At 67.6% G+C, this 20,449-nt stretch carries 12 protein-coding genes and 1 pseudogene; 11 read left to right on the top strand and 2 right to left on the bottom strand.

Features of this window, described 5'->3' with window-relative positions; all coding sequences use genetic code 11:
• Nucleotides 1-1,173: an isochorismate synthase gene (locus PRtIB026_RS16385; protein ID WP_110737067.1), complete on the bottom strand. Its 1,173-nt coding sequence runs from the start codon at nt 1,171-1,173 to the stop codon at nt 1-3.
• A 128-nt stretch (nt 1,174-1,301) separates the two neighbouring features.
• On the opposite strand from PRtIB026_RS16385, the gene PRtIB026_RS16380 reads away from it, so the two are divergent.
• Both PRtIB026_RS16380 and basC read left to right on the top strand, forming a co-directional pair.
• Nucleotides 1,302-5,588 carry an amino acid adenylation domain-containing protein gene (locus PRtIB026_RS16380; RefSeq protein ID WP_267812518.1) on the top strand — a complete coding sequence of 1,429 codons (4,287 nt, stop codon included), beginning with the start codon at nt 1,302-1,304 and terminating at the stop codon, nt 5,586-5,588.
• A gap of 61 nt (nt 5,589-5,649) precedes the next feature.
• Nucleotides 5,650-6,969 (top strand): putative histamine N-monooxygenase, encoded by a 1,320-nt coding sequence (gene basC, locus PRtIB026_RS16375; RefSeq protein WP_203646450.1) that lies wholly within the window; start codon nt 5,650-5,652, stop codon nt 6,967-6,969.
• 119 nt (nt 6,970-7,088) lie between these two features.
• Here basC and PRtIB026_RS16370 read toward each other — a convergent pair whose 3' ends face one another.
• Entirely contained in the window at nt 7,089-9,194 is a 2,106-nt protein-coding gene (locus PRtIB026_RS16370) for a condensation domain-containing protein (protein WP_267812516.1), read from the bottom strand.
• A gap of 217 nt (nt 9,195-9,411) precedes the next feature.
• On the opposite strand from PRtIB026_RS16370, the gene PRtIB026_RS16365 reads away from it, so the two are divergent.
• From PRtIB026_RS16365 to PRtIB026_RS16325, 9 genes and pseudogenes are all read left to right on the top strand, one after another.
• Nucleotides 9,412-9,927, top strand: coding sequence for a sigma-70 family RNA polymerase sigma factor (locus PRtIB026_RS16365; protein WP_110737074.1), 516 nt, complete (start codon nt 9,412-9,414; stop codon nt 9,925-9,927).
• A 120-nt stretch (nt 9,928-10,047) separates the two neighbouring features.
• Nucleotides 10,048-11,832: an ABC transporter ATP-binding protein gene (locus PRtIB026_RS16360; RefSeq protein WP_203646452.1), complete on the top strand. Its 1,785-nt coding sequence runs from the start codon at nt 10,048-10,050 to the stop codon at nt 11,830-11,832.
• Nucleotides 11,833-11,834: 2 nt separating this feature from the next.
• The gene (locus tag PRtIB026_RS16355; protein ID WP_203646453.1) at nt 11,835-13,604 is read left to right on the top strand and encodes an ABC transporter ATP-binding protein; all 1,770 of its coding nucleotides are present in this window, start codon (nt 11,835-11,837) and stop codon (nt 13,602-13,604) included.
• A gap of 50 nt (nt 13,605-13,654) precedes the next feature.
• Nucleotides 13,655-14,545: an ABC transporter permease gene (locus PRtIB026_RS16350; protein WP_232856261.1), complete on the top strand. Its 891-nt coding sequence runs from the start codon at nt 13,655-13,657 to the stop codon at nt 14,543-14,545.
• Entirely contained in the window at nt 14,545-15,480 is a 936-nt protein-coding gene (locus PRtIB026_RS16345; protein WP_203652649.1) for an iron chelate uptake ABC transporter family permease subunit, read from the top strand. The genes PRtIB026_RS16350 and PRtIB026_RS16345 overlap by 1 nt, the downstream gene beginning before the upstream one ends.
• The gene (locus PRtIB026_RS16340) at nt 15,477-16,259 is read left to right on the top strand and encodes an ABC transporter ATP-binding protein (protein WP_203646455.1); all 783 of its coding nucleotides are present in this window, start codon (nt 15,477-15,479) and stop codon (nt 16,257-16,259) included. The genes PRtIB026_RS16345 and PRtIB026_RS16340 overlap by 4 nt, the downstream gene beginning before the upstream one ends.
• Complete coding sequence (locus PRtIB026_RS16335; protein WP_203646456.1) at nt 16,256-17,218, top strand: siderophore ABC transporter substrate-binding protein; 963 nt, start codon at nt 16,256-16,258, stop codon at nt 17,216-17,218. Before PRtIB026_RS16340 ends, PRtIB026_RS16335 begins: the two co-directional genes overlap by 4 nt.
• 240 nt (nt 17,219-17,458) lie before the next feature.
• Nucleotides 17,459-19,696: a TonB-dependent receptor gene (locus tag PRtIB026_RS16330; RefSeq protein WP_244670890.1), complete on the top strand. Its 2,238-nt coding sequence runs from the start codon at nt 17,459-17,461 to the stop codon at nt 19,694-19,696.
• Between the two features lie 248 nt (nt 19,697-19,944).
• A pseudogene (locus PRtIB026_RS16325) lies at nt 19,945-20,085 on the top strand (CopG family transcriptional regulator); the annotation flags it as partial.
• Nucleotides 20,086-20,449 lie beyond the last annotated feature (364 nt).

The raw sequence follows: 20,449 nt of genomic DNA, 5'->3' as shown, positions 1-20,449 counted from the left end.
TCAATGGTCCAGGCCGCAGGCACGCAGCATGGTGCCGAGCTTGGTCTGTACTTCGTTCCATTCAGTATCGGGGCTGGAGGCCTCGACGATGCCGGCGCCGGCGAACAGGCGCACGCGCTGGCCGTTAAAGGTGCCGCAGCGGATGGTCACCACCCACTCGCCGTTGCCCTGGGCGTCGCACCAACCGACCATCCCGGTGAACAGGCCGCGCTCGAAGGGTTCGACGAAACGGATCAACTGGCGTGCCCGCTCGGTGGGATAGCCGCACACGGCGGGGGTCGGGTGCAGGCGGCAGGCCAGTTGCAGGGCGTCGATATCGGCCGTGGCCAGTTCGCCCTCGATGCGGGTGGACAGGTGCCACAGCGCGGCGGTGCTGATCAGCGACGGTCGCTCGGGAACCTGCAGGCGGCTGCACAGTTCGCCGACGCGCTGGGCGATGTCCTCGGTGACCAGACGGTGCTCGTAGTGGTCCTTCTCCGACGCCGCCAGCCATTGCGCATTGGCGCGGTCGGCCTCAGGGTCGGCCATGCGCCGCACCGAGCCGGCCAGCGGGTTGCTGACGAACGCCGTGCCTTGCTTGTGCACCAGCAGCTCCGGGCTCACACCCAGCAGGGTGGCGCCATCGGCCAGGGGCACGCGGAAGTGGTAGCCCTCGCGGTTCAGTGCTTTCAGGTTGGCCTGCACCTGTGCCGGGTCCACGGGTGCGGCAAAGTGCAGTTCACGCTGCACCGAGAGCACGGCCTTGCGCACATCGCTGTGCTGGAAGTTGACGATGGCGTGGCGCACGGCGCGCTTGAAGCCGTGTTCGTCGGGGATGTTGGCCTGGCTGAGCAACGCCGGCAGTGCGCCGGCCTGGGCGGGAGCCGCGGTGCGCGCCTGCCAGGCATAGGCCTGGGGGACGTACAGGCTGCAAGCCTGGGTGGTGTCGAAAGGGATGGCGCCGACCACGATCGGGTTGTCCTGCCCCGCCTGGCGGGCGCGTTCGAAGGCCTGGTCGATGCTGCGCCGCAGTGCGCCGCCGGCCAGATGGCTTCCTTGCGCCGGGGTGTCGATACGCTCGCGCAGACCGCTGACGCTCAGTTCGCGGTCGCCGGATGTGAATGAAAAGCTCGAGTCCTCTTGGATGAGCGGCACGGTGTCCCTGTCTTGCAAACGCAGGGTGCCTGTCTTCATGGGTAGCCTCCTTGGCGATGGGTGAGAAAGAAAACCTTGAAATATAATCATTCTCGTTAGTAAATATGAGGACGCGAAACACATGGATTTGTCAACCACGCGGGTAAGCGATGAGAGAGTTAACTTCGATGCAGGCCGCCTGTTGGATCGGGCGGGATGCACATGCGGCACTGGGTGGCGTCAGCGCTCACCTGTATGCCGAGTTCGATGGCCAGGCCATCGATGTGGCGCGCCTGACGGGCGCACTTGAGGGGCTGTACCGGGCGCATTCGATGCTCAGGCTGCGCATCGACGGGCAGGGGCGGCAGACCATCGACGAGGCGCTGTGCGCCCAGCTGGAGCTGGAGGATTTCAGCCACCTGGACGGGCCGGCCGTGGAGCGGCGCCTGCTGGAGAAACGTCGCCAGTGGAGCCACCAGCGCCTGGACCTGAATGTCGGCCAGGGCGCACGCTTCGGCCTCAGCCTGCTGCCGGGCAATGCCAGCCGGCTGCATGTGGACACCGACATGATCGCGGTGGACCCGTCGAGCTTCCGGGTACTGATGGAAGACCTGGCCCGGCTGTACGACACCCCTGGAACCGTGCTGCCGACCACGCCGAGCTACTTCGACTGGCTGGACCAGGTGCGTGCCGATGCCGACCTGCGCGCCGCCCGCAGCCGTGACCGCGGCTGGTGGCGAGCACGCCTGGCGCATATCGCCCCGGCGCCCTCATTACCCTTGCTCCCGCCAGGGCCGGCGCGCAGCGAGCGCCTTGCCGCCCGGCTCGAACCTGCCCAGTACCGCGCCTTGCAGCAGGCGGCGCGGGCGCAGCGGATCACTTCGTCGGCGTTGCTGCTCGGGCTGTTCGCCAGCGCCTTGGGCGAACACACCGGGGACCGCCGCCTGCGCCTGAACGTGCCGGTGTTCTGGCGCGAGCCGGTGCTGGAGCCGGTGCAACGGATCGTCGGCGAGTTCGCCAACCTGGTGCTGGTCGATGTCGACTTCACCGGCGTCACCAGCCTTGCCGCGCTGTGCCAGGACCTGCACCGGCAATTGGTCGAGCGCCTGGCGCACAGCGCCTATCCGGGCGTGGACCTGATGCGCGACCTGTCGCGCCATCACGGCACGCCGCAACTGGCCCCGGTGGTGTTCACCGCAGGGCTGGACCTGCCCGGTGGCGAGCTGTTCTCCGAGCGCGTGGGCCGGGTGTTCGGGCCGATGGACTGGGTGATCTCCCAAGGTCCGCAGGTGGCACTGGACGCGCAGGTGGCCCAGGTCGATGGCGGCCTGCTGGTCAACTGGGATGTGCGCCTGGACGCACTGCCGGCGGATTGGGTCCAGACGCTGTTCGAGCGCTTCATTGCCCTGGCTGTCGCGGTGGCTGCCGACACGGGCGCGCTGCAACAGCCTTTGGCGATCGCGGCCAGCCGGGATTGTCCCTTGAACGCCTTGCAGCAGGCCTACCTGCTGGGGCGAGGCGAACATCTGCCGCTGGGTGGCGTGGCCATGCAGGAGTTTCGCGAGTATCGCGGGCGCATGGACCTGGCGCTGCTGCGCAGCCGCCTCATGGACATGGTGCGCCGCCACGACAGCCTGCGCACCCGCATCGACGCCCAGGCGCTGACCCAGTCGGTAAGCGACCAGGTGCAGGTCAACCTGGAGGTGATCGACCTGCACGCCTTGACGGCCGAGCAGGCCCAGGCACAGCTCGACGTCCGTCGTGAGGTCTACGCCCATGCGCTGTTCGACTTGGCCGGGCCACCCTGGAATGTCACCGCCGTCCAGCTGCCGCAGGGCGAGCTGGTGGTGTTCGTGCGCTTCGATGCACTGATCCTCGATGGACGCTCCATCGCCAGCTTGATGATCGAGCTGTTCGACGGGCACTGCCAGCCGCTGACCGCCAGCGAGCCGACGGCGGCTGTTAACGACCAAAGCGAGGTGCGCAAAGCCGATGCCGAGTATTGGAAGTCAAAGCTGGCCGAGGTTGATGGCGCGCCACGGCTACCGTGGCGCTGCGCTCTGGACAAGGTCGGCGTGGCCCGGTACGCACGCCAGCGTCAGGTGATCCCGGCCCCGGCGTTCAAGGCGCTGAGCCGCGCCGGTGCGCGCGAGGGGCTGTTCAAGAACTCGACGATCATGGCCGTGGTACTGGAAGTGCTCGGCCACTGGCTCGATGAGGGCAGCCTGTGCGTGGCGGTGCCGGTGGCGCCGCCCCAGGACGGCGCGTTCGCCAACCGTTCCAGCTTTATCGCCCTCGATTGGCAACGCAGCCTGCCCACGCTCGCCGAGCGCGCCAAGCGCCTGCAGGCCGATGTGCTGGAGGGGCTGCAGCACCTGGCGTTCTCCGGTGTGGACCTGGCCCGCCTGCTATACGACAGCAACGGCCCGGGCCCGGCACTGCCGGTGGTGTTGACCAATGGCCTGTCCTGGCCGGTGGGCGCGGTCGATGGCCCGATGACCTTGCGCACGGGCCTGACCCAGACGCCCCAGGTGGCCATGGACATCCGCTTCTGCAACACCGCCGAGGGAGGCCTGGCGTTCGAGATCGACTATGCCCGCCAAGCGGTCGATGGCCGCTGGGTCGTACAGTTGCTCGCGGCCCTTGGCCAGGCGGTGGAGCAGTTGGCCGGGCAGGCTGCCTTCGAAATTCATGCACGGCAGTTCATCGACCTTGGTCACTATCGCTTGAACAGTAGTGAGGAACAGGCCGAACCTGTCGACTTCCTCGGGCGCATCGCCCACAACCTGTTCGGCCCGGACAATGGGCGCATTGCCTTGCTGCACGGCGAACGGCGTATCAGCTATGCCGAACTGGGGCAGGGCGTGAGTCGCATCGCCGGGGCATTCCAGGCTCGCGGGCTGCGCCCCGGCCAGGTGGTCGCCATCTGCCTGCCACGTGGCCCCGAGCACACCATGACGACCCTGGCCTGCGCCCTGAGCGGGCTGGTCTGGGTGCCGATCGACGCGGCGGCGCCCGAGGAGCGCCTGCGCTACCTGCTGGACAACTGCCAGCCGGCGCTGGTGGTCGACGCAGTCGGTCCACTGCTGGCGAGTCCACCGGCAACCGTGGACCTGACTGGCCTGGCGGCCTTGTCGGCCAGCAGCGCGCCGGCCTACTACCTCTACACCTCCGGCACCACCGGCAAGCCCAAGTGCGTGGTGCTGAACAACCGCGCCACCGCGAACGTCATCGGCAGCACCCTGGCACAGTGGCAGGTCAGTCGCGACGATGTGTTCATCTCGGTGACCCCGCTGCACCACGACATGTCGGTGTTCGACGTGCTCGGCAGCCTCTGCGCCGGGGCGGCGCTGGTGTTGCCCGAGCCCGGCGAGGAGAAGGACGCGCTGCGCTGGAACCAGCTGGTCAGGCAGCATGGCGTGAGCCTCTGGTGCTCGGTGCCGGCCATCCTCGAAATGCTCCTGGCCTGCCGCCAGGGCGACGGACTGAACAGCCTGCGCCTGCTGGCCCAGGGCGGCGACTACATCAAGCCGGCGGTGATCGCCGAGCTGCGCGAGCAGTTGCCAGCGGCGCGTCTGGTGTCCCTTGGCGGGCCGACCGAGACCACCATCTGGAGCATCTGGCACGAGATCGGCGACCAGGACCGTGCCAGGGTGCCTTACGGCCGGCCACTGCCGGGCAATCGCTACTGGCTGCTGGACGAGCACGGCGAGCATTGCCCGCAGGGCGTCGCCGGGCGTATTCACACCAGCGGCGTGGGCCTGGCCCTGGGCTACCTGCAGGAGGGCGAACTGGTGCAGAACGACTTCGTCAGCGTGCTCGACGAGCACGGCGCGCCGGTGTGTGCCTTCCGTACCGGCGACCGTGGCCGCTATCGCGAGGACGGCGTGCTGCTGTTCGACAGCCGGGTCAATGGCTATGTAAAGGTGCGCGGCGTGCGCGTGTCGCTGCCGGACATCGAGATCGAGCTGATCCGCCACCCGGCGGTGCAGCAGGTGCTGGTGGTGGACTACGGCGACACGCAACAGGGCGAGGCCTGCATCGGCGCGCTCTATGTGCGGCGCAACGGCGCGCCGCCCGGCGCCGTGGCGCTACGCGAGCATGCCCGGGCGCTGCTGGCGCAGTCCCACGTGCCCACGCGCTTCATCGAGGTAGCCGAGTTGCCGTTGACGGCCAACGGCAAGCCGGACCGCCGCCGCGCCCGCACGTTGCTGGAAGGCGAAACCGAGCAGGCGCCGGCAGCGACGCCCAGTGACCCGCAGCGTTGCGCCCAGGTGCTGGCGATCTACCAGCAGGTGCTCGGCGCCACGCAACCGGCCCGGGATTTCCTCGCCATGGGCCTGCGGCCGCAGCACCTCAAACCCCTGGCGGCACGCCTGGGCGAGGCCTTCGCGGTGCGCCTGTCGCCCGCGCAGTTGTTGCCGTGCCGCACGGTGGAAGACGTCGAGCGCCTGCTTGCCGCCACGCCTGCCTGAATCAACCGCCCTGGGCCCGGCCCAGGGCGCCATCCGTAGTTTTTGGGAAATCATCGAGCATATGGACATAGCAACCGTAGACATCGCCGGCATCGGCGTCGGACCGTTCAACCTGGGCCTGGCCGCGCTGCTGTCGCGCCACCCGGAGCTGCGCTGCGCGTTCCTCGAGCGCAAGGCGGAATTTCGCTGGCACGAGGGGCTGCTGCTGCCGGGCACCACCTTGCAGGTGCCATTCCTCGCCGACCTGGTGACCCTGGCCGACCCTTGCCACCCGCTGAGCTACCTCAACTACCTGCACCAGCACGACCGGTTGTTCCAGTTCTACTACTACGACCACTTCCAGGTGCCCCGGCGCGAATACGATCACTATTGCCGCTGGGCCGCGCGCCAGCTGCCAGCCTGCCACTTCGGCGAGGAAGTCACCGGGGTGCGCTACGATGGCGGCAGCGAGCGCTTCGTCATCGACAGTGTGTCGGTATCGGGCCTGGAGCGGCGCTACAGCAGCCGCGACCTGGCCATCGGCCTCGGTACCCGGCCGTGGCTGCCGGCCTGGGCGCGCGCGCGCAGCCAGGCACCGGTGCTGCACTCGGCGGAGTTCGGCAAGCGCCAGGGCGAACTGGAGCAGTGCCGGCGCGTGGTGGTGGTCGGCTCCGGGCAGAGCGCGGCGGAGTGCGTGCTGGCCCTGTTCAATGCGTTGACGCCGCAGCAGGTGGAGGCGGGGGCGTCGATCCACTGGATTACTCGGTCGGGGGGCTTCCATCCCATGGAGTACTCCAAGCTTGGCCAGGAGTGCTTCACCCCGGCCTACATGAACTACTTCCACACCCTGGACCGCGACAAGCGCCGCGAGATCGTCGCGGAGCAGGGCCTGCTGTACAAGGGCATCAGTTTCTCCACCATCGGCGCAATCTACGACCTGATCTACGAGCGTTCCATCGGCGGGCGCGAGCCGGGGCTGACGTTGTTGTCCAACTGCGACGTGGAGACTGTGGAGGACCTGGCCTCGGCGGGCCTGCGCATGACCTTCCGCCACCGCCAACTGGACCAGCGGGCGACGCTGGAAACCGATGCGATTGTCGCGGCGACCGGCTATGCCCATGCCTGGCCGCAGTGGTTCGAGCAGCTCAAGGGCACGGTGCTGGCCACCGACACGCACGGTGACTGCATCGTCGGTGAGGATTTCACCGCACAGCGTTGCGATGGCGGCAGTGGCCGGGTGTTCGTGCAGAACGCGGAGATCTTCCAGCATGGCGTCGGCTCGCCGGACCTGGGTCTGGGGCCGGTGCGCAATGCGGTGATCCTCAACCAGTTGCTGGGCCGGGCGCAGTACCGGGTGCCGCAGCGGTCGTCGTTCCAGCGGTATGGGTTGCCGCAGGACTGAGCCATGGGGCTGCTTCGCAGCCCTTTCGCGGCACAAGGCCGCTCCTACAGGGGAACGCATACCTCTCTCTGTAGGAGCGGCCTTGCGCCGCGAAAGGGGCGCAAAGCGCCCCCGGGGTGCTACAACACCACGTCGCCCAGCGCCCGCCGGCCAGCATCCACCTCGGCAAATACCCCAAACGCCGCCGAAATCATCGCGCACAGGCGCTCGACCTGGGCGGCGCTGTAGCGATCACTGCGGTAGGTAACCACCAGCCGCAGCGAGCGCTGGCCGTCGAACACATCCTCCATGATCTCGAACTGCAGGCCGAACATCGACTCGCTCTTGTCCGGGTCGATCTGCTTGTAGCGGATCGCCTGGCCCTCGGGCGTGCGCAGGGCGCCATTGAGGGCGTTGTTGGCGTGGATCTGCACGTACACATCGAACATCAGGCCCTCGGCGGGCGTCATGCCCAGTGCCTGCTGGATGGTCTCCATGGGCACGTCGGCATAGGCCATCGAGTCGTTGATCATCCGCGTCACATCGCCCAGCAGCTCACCCAGCGACTGCTCGGGGGCGAACTGCACACGGTGGGCGACCATGGTGGTGAAGTAGCCGACGGTGTCGAAGAACGCCGGATCCGTACGCCCCGAGGCCGAGGTGCCGATCACCAGGTCCGAGAGGTTGCCGAGCTTGTGCAGCGACAGGGCGATGGCGGTGTAGATCACGCTGAACAGCGATGATTGGTGCTGCCGGGCACTGGCGCCGAGTTGCTCCAGCACGCCGGGTTCGGGGCGCAGTTCCAACCAGCGTGCGCGTGTGGTGGCTTGTTCGGCGGGAACGCTCGGGGCGTCGGCGCAGGCGGGCAGGGCAAGGCCACGGGTGGCGTCGCGCAGCAGCTCGGTCCAGTACGCCAGGTGGCGCGGGTTCGGGCCCTGGACACTCTGGGCGAGGGCGAATTCGTGGAAGGTGCGCGCCGCCGCCGGCCATTGCGGCGCCCGGTCCTGGGCACGGGCCAGGTAGGCCTCGGCCAGTTCGGCCATGATCACGTTCAGCGACCACTCGTCGATGGCCATGTGATGGACCAGGAACGACAGCACCTGGTGGCCGCTGTGCGGGTCACGCAGCAGGCGCAGCCTCAGCGGCAGCTCGCGGGCCAGGTCGAAGCGGTGCGCCGCCTCGCTGGCAAGGCTTGCCCCGGTGCTCTCGGCGCTGCTCCAGAACCACTTGTAGCGGCCCAGTTCGGCCAGCGGCACGATGCGCTGGCAGGCGCTGTCGCCTTCGCCATGGTAGGTGGTGCGCAGGCTGGCGTGGCGCTCCAGCAGGTCAGTGAAGGCCTGTTGCAGCAGCACTTCGTCCACCGGGTCGTGGAAGTCCAGGGCAAAGGGCAAGTTGAAAATGGTACCGTAGTCGAAGGCCGCGCAGGCGCGCCACAACGATGCCTGGGCCAGGGCCATTGGCGCCTGCTGGATATCCCCGGCCTGATCGCTGGCCTGGTTGGCTTGCCCTTGGCTCAGCTTGGCGCGGGTGGCCAGCGCCGACGCGCTGGGCGAGGCGAAAAAGTCGCTGAAGCGCAGTTCGATACCGTGCTCGCCCTGCAGGCGACCGATGATCCGCGTGGCCAGCAGCGAGTGGCCGCCCATGTCGAAGAAGTCGTCGTGCAGGGTCATGCCAGGCTCCGCCAGTGCCTGGCGGAACGCGTCGAGGATGCGTTGCGCGATGTCCGTCGAGGGCGCCTGCGACAGCGGTTCGAGCAGCAGTGGCTGGTCGCCGGCCTGGGCGTCGTATTCGGCGCGGATGCGTTCGAGCAAGGCTTGTGGCGACTGGCGCAGCACCGCATGGCAGAGCAGGCCGAGCGCGGCCTGCTGTTCGCCGGCCAGCAGCAGGGCCTCGAACGGCGGCTGCCTGGTGGAATCCCAGGGCGCCACCTGGCGCGCCCGCAGCAGGGCGTCCATGCCCTCGGCCGCGCTCCGCTCGATGCGCAGGCACGGGTACCAGCCGGGTTCCTGGGTCTTGTACAGGTCGCCGTCGTCGCTGAAGTGGTAGCGGCTGTTCAGGCCCGGCGTGGCTTCGACCACCGCCTGCACGGCCAGGGCCAGCAGCGACAGGTCGGCCCGGGGGCCAAGGCGCCAGGCACCCAGTTGCCGGTGCAACCGCTCGGGTTGCTGCTGCTGGGCGAACCAGGCGAGTTCCTCGTGTTCGTCAAGGACCTGGGGCGAGGGTGGGGTGGTGTTGCGTTCCAACATAGCTAGCTTCCTGCTGTTCGATCGTTCAAGGCCCGCGTCGGCCTCACTGCCATCCATGGATCGCGGTGAGTGGCCGCGCAGAGGGGTTGCACCACCGGGGTGCATTGCGTGAATCCCGGGGATTCGTTATGGTGTGAAAGATGCAAATAATTATCATCTAGATTGGCGCACGTCAAAGCAAGCCGTCTGGAATGCACCACGCTCAGGGAGAGGTACCGTGGACAACGGAACGTTCGCGCTTCGTCAGCAGCTGCACCAGCTGTATCAGGATCATCACGGCTGGCTGTGCGACCTGCTGCGGCGCAAGCTCGGCAACTCGGTGGACGCGGCGGACCTGGCCCACGACATCTACCTGCACCTGATGAACAAGGGCCAGGTGCCCAGCGCCGAGCAGTCGCGCTGCCACCTCACGCAGATCGCCAACGGCAAGGTCATTGACCTGTACCGCCGTCGCCAGCGCGAAAACCGCTACCTCGAAGACCATGGCCTGCTGCCCGAGCCACGGGTGCCGTCGGAGGAGGCGCGGGCGTTGGTGGTCGAGGCCCTGGGGGCAATCGACAGCGCCCTGCAGCGGCACTCGCCCAAGGCGCGCCAGGCCCTGTTGCTGTGCCGCCTCGACGGCATGGCCCATCGCGCCATCGCTGACGAGCTGCGGGTCTCGGTGTCCTCGGTGGAAAAGTACATCGCCGCTGGCCTGCGCACCTGCAGGCGCTATCGGCTGGGCGGCGCCTGAGCGTGCGCAGATTTTCTTGCGGGTTTGACCGCCTCGTGCGGAATACAGGTTGAGAAGGACACGCGGGCAGGGCGCCCCTGGGACGGCCCGGCCCGCCCCTCGTGCTGAAAAGGAGCATTCATGAGTGTTGAACAAGGGGTGGCGGAATCGTCCGCCCGTGGGCCGGTCGCCGCAGTGCTTGCGCCGATACGCGGCCGATTGATCGTCGCCGGGCTGCTTGCCGCCCTGGGCGCCATGCTGACCCTGGCGCCCCTGGCGGCGATCGCCGAAGTCGCCCGGCTGGCCTTCGCCGGCGGGCAGGGCCTCGACCAGGCCTGGCCGGTCATCGCCGTGGGGCTGGGTTGCCTGTTTGCCGGCATGGCGCTGATCTCGCTGGGCGACCTGGTGGCGCACCTGGCCGACAACCACATCACCGGCACGCTGCGCCTGGCGATCATCCGCCGCCTGGCGCGGGTGCCGCTGGGCTGGTTCACCAGCCGCGCCTCGGGCGAGGTCAAGCAGGCCATGCAGGACGACATCGGCATCCTGCACAGCCTCACCGCGCACTTCTATACCACTCTCGGACGCAGCGCCGGGGCGGTGCTGGCCTCGATCGTCTACCTGTTCGCCATGGACTGGCGCATGGCGATCGTGTCGATGCTGCCGTTCCCGCTGTTCTTCCTGTTCTTCGCCCGCGCCCACCAGGCCAGCGCCCGCAACATGCAGGCCTTCGGCGCCGGCATGGGGCGGATCAACCAGGCGGTGGTCGAGTTCGTCAACGGTATCCCGGTGGTCAAGGCCTTCGGTGGCCAGCGCAAGGCCCATGGCAGCTACCGCGAGGCGGTGGACGCCTTCGCCGCGGCCTTCACTGACTTCACCCGGCCGCTGGTCAGCGCCATGGCCAACGCCAACGCAATGATCGCCCCGGTGTCGGTGCTCGGCGTGGTGCTGGCGTTCGGCACCCTGTTCGTCGGCCTGGGTTGGATCACCCCGGTTCAGGTGCTGCCGTTCGCCCTGGTGGCGCCGGGCATCTGCGCACCGTTGCTGTTGCTGGCCTACATCACCCACGACCTGAACAACGCCACCGGCGCCGCCCAGCGCGTGCAGGCGTTGCTGCGCACACCGGTGCTGGAGACCGACGGCCAGGGCGCCGACAAGCTGCCGGCCAATGCTCGGATCGAAGTGCAGGGCCTGGGCTATCACTATGACCCGCGCAATCCGGTGCTGAGCGAGGTGTCGTTCACCCTCGAGCCCGGCACGGTGACGGCGGTGGTCGGTGCCTCGGGGGCCGGCAAGTCGACCCTGGCGCGCCTGCTGCTGCGCTTCTTCGACCCCAGCGCCGGGCGCATCACCCTGGGCGGCGTCGACTTGCGCCAGATCGACAGCGCCCAGCTGTACCGGCGTATCGGCTTCGTCCTGCAGGACGTGCGCCTGATCCATGCCAGCGTGCGCGAGAACATCGCCCTGGGCCGGCCTTCGGCGAGCCAGGAGCAGATCGAGGCGGCGGCGCGGATCGCCAACATCCACGAGCGCATCCTCGCCCAGCCACGCGGCTACGACGCGGTGATCGGCGAGGACGTGCAGTTCTCCGGCGGCGAGCTGCAACGGCTGAGCATCGCCCGTGCCGTGCTGCTCGACCCGCCGGTGCTGGTGCTCGACGAAGCCACCGCGGCGGCCGACGCCGAGAACGAAGTCAAGCTGCAACAGGCGCTGTCGCGCTTCGCCCAGGGGCGCACGCTGCTGGTGATCGCCCACCGCCTGGACACGGTGATGCACGCCGACCAGATCCTGGTGCTGGACCAAGGCACGGTCGCCGAGCGCGGCAATCACGACGAACTGCTGGCCCGGCGTGGTCTGTACGCCCGCTTGTGGGCCGCCGGGGGTTATGCGAAGGCGCGGGTGACCGCGCAGGTGGAGGAGCACTGATCATGCTGGGGATTTTCGTTCGACTGCTCGGCGCCGACGCCGTGTTCCTGCGCCGCTACCTGCGCCTGGCACTGGTGTATGGCGTGCTGTGCGGGCTGACCATCGTCACCCTGGTGCCGATCCTGCGTCACCTGCTGGGCAACCAGCTGGAAGCCGCCGGCCAATGGCTGGCGCTGCTGGCCCTGGGCGTGGTGGTGTGCTGGTACCTGCGCCGGCGGGTGGAGAAGGCCGGCATCGCCGTGGGCATCGCGGTGCTGCGCGGCGGCCGCCAGCGCCTGGGCGAGCATGTCGGCACGCTGCCGGTGGGTTGGTTCAGCGCCGCCAATACCGCGCGCCTTAGCCATGTCACCACCCAGGGCATGATGGAGATTGCCCAGCTGCCAGCCCACGTGTTCACGCCGCTGTTCACCGGGGTGGTGACGCCGCTGGTGATCCTCGTCGCGCTGTTGCTGGTCGACCTGCGCCTGGGCCTGGTGGCCCTGGTCAGCCTGCCGCTGCTGGCCCTGGTGATGCTGGCGACCATGCGCCTGGGCCAGCGTGCCGACCAGCGCTACCAGCGCGACACCGCGCAGACCAGCCAGCGCATGGTCGAGTTCGCCCAGGCGCAGTCGGTGCTGCGCGCCTTCAATGGCGAGCAGGGCGGCACGCGCTTCCTGGAGCAGGCCGTGGCCCAGCAACAGCAGGCCGCGCGCAAGCTGATCCAGCTCTCGGCGCTGTCGTCGGTGCTCAATGTCTGGGCGGTGCAGGCCAGCTTCGCCGCCTTGCTGGTGGTCGCCACGCTGTGGCTCGGCGAGCAGGCCGGCGCTGCCTTCGACAGCGCGACGGTGATCGCTACCCTGGTCGCGCTGGTGCTGGCGACCCGCTTCATCGATCCGCTGCTGGACGTGGCCGGCTACAGCGAGGTACTGCGTGGCACCCGTGGCCAGTTGCAGGCGGTGGCCGAGCTGCTGGCCGTCGAGCCGCTGCCTGAGCCCGCCGCACCGCAGGCGCCGGCCGACGGTTCGGTGCAACTGGAACAGGTCGGTTTCCGCTACGGCGATGACCAACCCGAGGTGCTGCGCGAAGTCAGCCTGGACATCGCGCCCGGCAGCATGACCGCACTGGTCGGCGCGTCGGGGTCGGGCAAGACCACCCTGGTGCGCCTGATCGCCCGGTTCTTCGATGTCACCCAGGGCCGGGTCAAGGTCGGCGGGGTGGATGTGCGGCAGATGTCCGCCGAACAGCTGGCCGGGCAGATCAGCCAGATCTTCCAGGACGCCTACCTGTTCCAGGGCAGCATCGCCGACAACATCCGCCTCGGCAAACCCGACGCCAGCGAGGCCGAGGTACTGGAGGCAGCGCGGCTGGCCGGGGTGCAGGAGATCCTCGAGCGCCTGCCCGAAGGCTTGCACACGCCAGTGGGCGAGGGCGGTGCGCGGCTGTCCGGCGGCGAACGCCAGCGCATCTCGATTGCCCGGGCACTGATCAAGGATGCGCCGATCCTGCTGATCGACGAGGCCACCGCGGCGCTGGACGCCGAGAACCAGGCGGCCATCGCCGAGGCACTGGCACGGCTGCGCGGCAAGCGCACGCTGATCGTCATCGCCCACCAGCTGTCGACGGTGGCCATGGCCGACCAGATCGTGGTGCTGGACCAAGGGCGCATCCGCGAGCAGGGTGCCCATGCCCAGCTGGCTGCCGAAGGTGGGCTGTACGCGCACTTCCTTGAGCAGCGCCGGGCCGCCAAGGGCTGGCGTATCGGCGAGGCGGCGGGTGATGGAGTGACCGCTTGAGTCGGGTGCTGCTGCCAACGCTGTTGTTGCTGCTGTGTGGCGTTTCATTGATGGTCGGGGCCAGCCAGATGTCCTGGTCGGCCTTGTGGTCGGCCAGCGACGATGCCTGGCTGACCCTCACCGCCAGCCGCTTGCCACGCCTGGCGGCGCTGGTGCTGACCGGTGTCGGCCTGTCGATCTGCGGGGTGATCCTGCAGCAGATCGTGCGCAACCGCTTCGTCGAGCCGGCCACCTGCGGCGGACTCGACGCGGCCAAACTGGGCATCCTGGTGGCCCTGACCGTGCTGCCCGGGGCCGGGGCCAGCGGGCGCATGCTGTTCGCCCTGGTGTTCTGCCTGCTGGCGAGCCTGGTGTATGTGGCGATCATCCGCCGCATCCGCTTCACCAACCTGGTGCTGGTGCCGGTGATCGGCCTGATGTACGGCAGCCTGCTAAGCGCCATCGCCGAGTTCTACGCCTATCGCCACAACATCCTGCAGAGCATGCAGGGCTGGCTGCTGGGCGACTTCTCGCGGGTGATCGAGGGCAACTACGAGATCATCTACCTGATCCTGCCGATTGTCGTGCTCACCTACCTGTACGCCCAGCGCTTCACCGTGCTCGGCATGGGCGAGGGCATGGCCACCAGCCTCGGGCTCAACTACGCGGCCACCGCCATCCTCGGCCTGGTGCTGGTGGCGGTGACCGTGTCGGCCACGGTGATCACCGTGGGCGCGATTCCCTTCGTCGGCCTGGTGGTGCCTAACCTGGTGGCGCTGCGCTACGGCGAGAACCTCAAGCGCACCCTGCCCATCGTCGCCATGTGCGGCGCGGCGCTGCTGCTGGCCTGCGACATCCTCGGCCGGCTGCTGATCCACCCCTACGAAGTACCCATTGGCCTGACCGCCGGCAGTGTCGGTGGCGTGCTGTTCCTGTTGCTGATCCTGTGGAAGTGCAAATGATGCGCCGCGCCGCCTGGTTGTTGTTGCCGGCCCTGACGCTGGCGTTCCTGTTGCTGGGCTCGGGCATGGACTTCAGCTACGTGATCCCCAAGCGCCTGGTGCGCCTGGGCGCGATCGTCGTGGCCGGGGTGTGCATCGCCTTGTCCTCGGTGATCTTCCAGACCCTGGCCGGCAACCGCGTGCTGACCCCGGCGATCATGGGCTACGAAGGCATCTACCTGTTGTTCCAGGCCCTGCTGGTGCTGTGGCTGGGCACCGCCAGCGTGGCGCTGCTGGGCGCCCAGGGCAACGCGCTGCTGTCGATCGCGCTGATGCTCGGTTACTCGTGGCTGCTGCAACGCTGGCTGCTGCGCGAGGGGCGGGGTGATGTCTACCGCCTGTTGCTGCTGGGCCTGGTGCTGACCATGGTGCTGGGCACCTTCACCCAGTTCATCCAGCTCAAGACCAGCCCGGGAGAGTTCTCCATCCTGCAGAGCCTGGGCTACACCAGCTTCAACCGCGCCCAGCCGGCCCAGGTGCTGTACTCGGGCCTGCTGGTGGCGGCGGTGGCGCTGCTGGTGGCGCGCGGCACGCGGGTGCTCGACGTGCTGGCGCTGGGGCGCGACCAGGCCATCGCCCTGGGCCTGGACCATGGCCGCTGCCTGCGCCTGCAGATGGCGCTGATCGCCGTGCTGGTGGCGGTGTCCACCAGCCTGGTGGGGCCGACCGCGTTCATGGGCGTATTCGTCGCCAACATCGCCTACGCCCTGGCGCGCAGCGCCCGGCACCAGGTGACCCTGCCACTGGCCTGCGCAGTGGCCATCGGCATGTTCCTGCTCGCCCAGATGCTGGTCGAGCACCTGTTCAACTACCGGACCAGCGTGAGCATCCTCGTCAACCTGGTGTGCGGCGCGTACTTCCTCGCGCTGATGGTCCGCACCCGAGGCACCCCATGATCACCCTCGAACACCTGCACAAGGCCTACGGCGAGAAGACCGTGCTCGACGATGTGAGCCTGGCGTTTCCCGCAGGCCAGGTCACTTCGCTGATCGGCCCCAACGGCGCCGGCAAGAGCACCCTGCTGATGTGCATCGCCCGGCTGCTGCCGGCCAATCGCGGGCGGATCCTGCTCGACGGCCAGGACATCGGCCGCATCGCCATCGCCGACTACGCCCGCCGCGTGGCCACCCTGCGCCAGGTGCTGGACTTCAACCTGCGCCTGACCGTCGAGGAGTTGGTCGCCTTTGGCCGCTTCCCGTACAGCCGCGGCCTGCTGACCGCCGACGACCAGCAGGTGATCGACGAGTCGCTGGATTTCCTGGGGCTGCAACCCCTGCGCGGGGCTTACCTCGACGAGCTCAGCGGCGGCCAGCGGCAGATGGCGTTCCTGGCCATGACCATCGCCCAGCGCACCGACCTGCTGCTGCTCGACGAGCCGCTGAACAACCTCGACATGAAGCACGCGGTGCAGATCATGCAGGCGATCCGCAGGCTCTGCGACGAGCAGGGGCGCACGGTGATCCTGGTGGTGCACGACATCAACTTCGCCGCCAACTATTCCGACCACATCGTCGCCATGAAGGGCGGCGCCGTGCACAGCCACGGGACGGTCGCCGAGGTGGTCACCCAGGCCAACCTGCGCGCGCTGTTCGGCCTGGCCTTCGAGATCCTGCCCAGCGCGCACGGTTTCGTCTGCAACTACTTCAACCCATCACTATCGAGAGAGCTGGTATGAACGGAATCTGCAAGATACTGCTGGCCGCCGCCGTGGCGGCTGCGTTGCCCGGCTGCGACCAGGCCCCGCCGGCACAGGCGCGCGCCGCCAGCGCCGACTACGCCCCGGTGAAGGTCGAGCACGCCCTGGGCACCACGCTGGTCGAACACCAGCCGCAGCGCGTGGTGGCCTTCGACATGAGCGAGCTGGACACCCTCGACCAACTCGGCGCGCCGGTGGTCGGCATCGCCAAGGACTATGTGGCGGGCTTCCTGGTCAAGTACCGCGACGACCCGCAGGTGGCCGATGTCGGCACCACCATCCAGCCCAACCTCGAACGCCTGCATGCGCTCAAGCCCGACCTGATCCTGATTTCGCCGTTGCAGGCGCAGAGCTACCAGGAACTGAGCCAGATCGCCCCGACGGTGCACTACGACATCGATATGGACAACCGCCAGGGCAACGTCATCGAGACCGCCAAGCAGCACTTGCTGACCGTCGGGCGGATCCTCGGCAAGGAAGAACGGGCCCGGGAAACCGCCGCGCGCATCGACGCCAAGGTGGCCCAGGTACGCCAGGTGACCGACGGGCGCCCGGAAAAGGCGCTGGTGGTGCTGCACAACAACGGCGCGTTCACCGCCTACGGCGTGCGCTCGCGCTACGGCTTCATCTTCGACACCCTCGGGGTCAAGCCGGCCAGCGACGACATGCAGGCCGGCCTGCACGGGCAGCCGATCTCCAACGAGTTCATTCACCAGGCCGACCCGGACATCCTCTACGTGATCGACCGTACGGCGGTGATGGAGCGCCGGGCCGCGCTGGACCGCGAGACCCTGGACAACCCGCTACTGCGCCAGACCAAGGCGTGGAAAAACGGCCATGTGGTGTTCGTCGACCCGCAGACCTGGTACCTGTGCACGGCCAGCGTGACCTGCCTGGAGCGGGTAGCGGACGAAGTGGTGAAGGGGTATCAGGGCTGATCCTGCCATTTGACACACTCCCTGTAGGAGCGGCCTTGTGCCGCGAAAGGGCCGCAAAGCGGCCCCGGCGATCTTTGCGTCAACGCTGAAATCCTGGGGCCGCTGCGCAGCCCTTTCGCGGCACAAGGCCGCTCCTACACGGATAGTGGCCAAATGACTGTAATTTCTGTTGAGGGATTCACCGCCTCGTACGGAATGACTAATGAGAAACATTACCATTCCGTCCCAAAGGAACCCCTCATGTCGCCACTGCAATACCCCAAGGCCCCAAACCTGCCCCGCAGGGCCTTGCACATAACCCTGCTGCTGGGCATGGCCACCCTTGCCGGCAATGCCTTCGCGCAACCGCCACGCCCCACCTCCTCGGCGCAGCAACAGACCCCCGATGTGAAGGAAGAGGGCCTGACCCTGCCGGAAACACTGGTACAGGACACCCGCGACGCCCTCGGCGCTCCGCCGCCGGAATATGCCGGTGGCCAGGTCGGCTCAGGCAGCCGGCTCGGCCTGATGGGCAACAAGGACTTCAGCGAAACGCCGTTCAACGCCATCAGCTACACCAAGGAATACATCGAGAACCGCCAGGCCCAGGACATCGGCTCGGTGATCGGCGCCACCGATCCGTCGGTCTACGTGCCGAGCAAGCGCGGCATCTTCGAAACCTTCTTTATTCGTGGCCTCTACAGCACCGGCAACGACATTACCTTCAACGGCCTGCCGAGCATGGCGCCGAACATGCGCGGCTCCACCGAGCTGGCCGAGCGCATCGAGGTGCTCAAGGGCCCGTCGGCGCTGCTCAACGGCATGCCGCCCGACGGCAGCGTCGGCGGCAGCATCAATATCGTGCCCAAGCGAGCCGGCGACGAGCCCCTGGCCCGGCTGACCGCCTCCTACGAGTCCGACGGTCTGGCCGGCATGCATGCCGATATCGGCCGCCGCTTCGGCGACCAGAAGCAGTTCGGCGTGCGCTTCAACGGCGTCTACCGCGACGGCGACACCCCGGTGGACGACCAGCAGCACCGCATGCAGTTGTCGTCGCTGGCCCTGGACTGGCGCGGCGAGCGGGCGAGGGCGTCGCTGGACTACTACCACCAGCGCGAGCGCATGGACGGGGTCAACTATTTCGGTATCTCTTCGATCAGCCCCGGGGTGACCCACCTGCCCAAGGCCAAGAAGGGCGATCACTCGCTGGCTCCGGAGTGGGGCTACACCGTCAACGACACCGACACCGTGGTGCTGCGCGGCGAGTACGACCTCAACGACTCGCTTACCGCCTTTGCCGGCTGGGGCCATAGGGAAGGGGGCTACAACGCGCTGATGACCAGTGGCATGCTGCTCAATGATGCCGGCGACATCGCCGCTACGCCGATCCGCTCGGCCCGTGATGGCGAGCAGAAGTCTGGCGAAGTCGGCCTGCGCGGGCGTTTCGCCACCGGCCCCGTGGACCACGCCTGGTCGCTGGCGGCCACCCGCTACGACTCCGAGAACAGCTTCAAGGACAAGCGCCTGCCGACGCGCATCCTCACCAACTACTACAACCTGGACTACGGCCCGCGCCCGGAGATCGGCGAGTACGGCAACGTCACCTCGCGCATGCGCGCCCGGCTGAGCAGCGAAGCCTTGCTCGACACGATGTCGTTCCTCGATGACAAGGTGCAGTGGACCGTGGGCGCACGTCACCAGAACGTGCGAGCGTCGAACTACGACGGCAACCACCAGCGCACCTCCAAGGCCTACGATGAAAGCCGTGTATCGCCGGCCACGGCCCTGCTGGTCAAGGTCACCGACGAGCTGTCGCTGTACGGCAACTACATCGAAGGCCTGAGCCAGGGCGGCATCGCGCCGGACAACGCGCGAAACGCGGGTGCGATCATGGCGCCGTACCAGACCAAGCAGTACGAACTGGGCGCCAAGCTCGACCTGGGCACCTTCGCCCACACGGTCAGTGTCTACCAGGTGAAGAAGCCAAGCGCCTATACCGACCCGGCCACGCAGATCTACGGCGTGTACGGCGAGCAGCGCAACCGTGGCCTGGAATGGTCGTTCTTCGGCGAGCTCGAGCCGGGCCTGCGCCTGCTGGGCGGTGCGTCCTACACCAAGGCCGAGCTGACGAAATCGATACGCAAGGAGAACGAAGGCAACCAGGCCACCGGCGTGCCCAAGGTGTTGGCCAAGCTCGGCGTCGAGTACGACCTGCGCGCGCTTCCCGGCCTGACTCTGACCGGTAACGCCAACTATGCCGGCCGGCGCTACGCCACCGATGCCAACAACCTGTCGCTGCCGTCCTACACGATCTTCGACCTGGGCGCCCGCTACAGCCTGAAGATTTCGGACAAACCGGTGACTTTCCGCGCCACCGTGCAGAACGTGGCCAACAAGGCTTACTGGATCGGTTCGTGGAACGGCGGTGATGGCAGTGGCCTGTCCGGCGGGCTGGGGACGCCGCGGTCGTTGTTGTTCTCTACCTCGGTGGATTTCTAGCCAGACCAGCGCTGGCTACGTGGGAGGGGCGGTGCGACTTGCACCGCGATCACCACGCAGCCGGTGCCAGGCTCTGCAGCCCATGGACGCTGGATGACCATTTGCTACTTTTGCATCAAACTGCTGAACGGCCTTGCAAAATGGAGCACTGGTGAAGGTGTTCATGAGCGGGCGGTCAGTTTCAGCCCGACTACTGAGGAGATCCGATCATGGTGACTCGTATCAAAGCCTGCTCAATCTTGGCCAATGAAAAAGAACACATGCGGTTAACATTGGAAGCACTGGCGGATGTTGATACTGACTGTGTGATTGATCATCAGGCCGTTCAGGCCTGGGTTGATAGCCTCGGCACGGACACACCATTACCAGCGCCGCACGGTGACGCATAACCGCTCGTACAGGGTTCGAAGTTGACAAGCATCATCAGCGTGGGAGCGGGCTTGGCCCGCGATCACCGGCATAGCCGGTGCCAGGCGTGTGGTCACCAAGTGCTTGGCGATAGTCTTGCAGCGCCTACAAGATCGAGCGCCGCCCGCGCGGCGCATCGCGGGACAAGCCCGCTCCTACATTTTTTGCAACGTGCCGAACCTGTCAGGCTATGGTTGCCCGCCTTGGCGCTTGCCTTGAGACAGGTGAGGCGCCAGTGGTGCCCACGCTGAAACCGCGTCATACCAACAAGACGGACCCGGTAATGGCACAGGATTGACTGGCCCGAAACAGATGTAGGAGCGGCCTTGTGTCGCGATGCGTCGC

Origin of the sequence: Pseudomonas sp. RtIB026 (assembly GCF_016861355.2) — a bacterium.
Classification (GTDB): Bacteria; Pseudomonadota; Gammaproteobacteria; order Pseudomonadales; family Pseudomonadaceae; genus Aquipseudomonas; species Aquipseudomonas peradeniyensis.
Note: the sequence above shows the minus strand (reverse complement) of the source record. Positions and strands in the feature narration are given on the sequence as shown.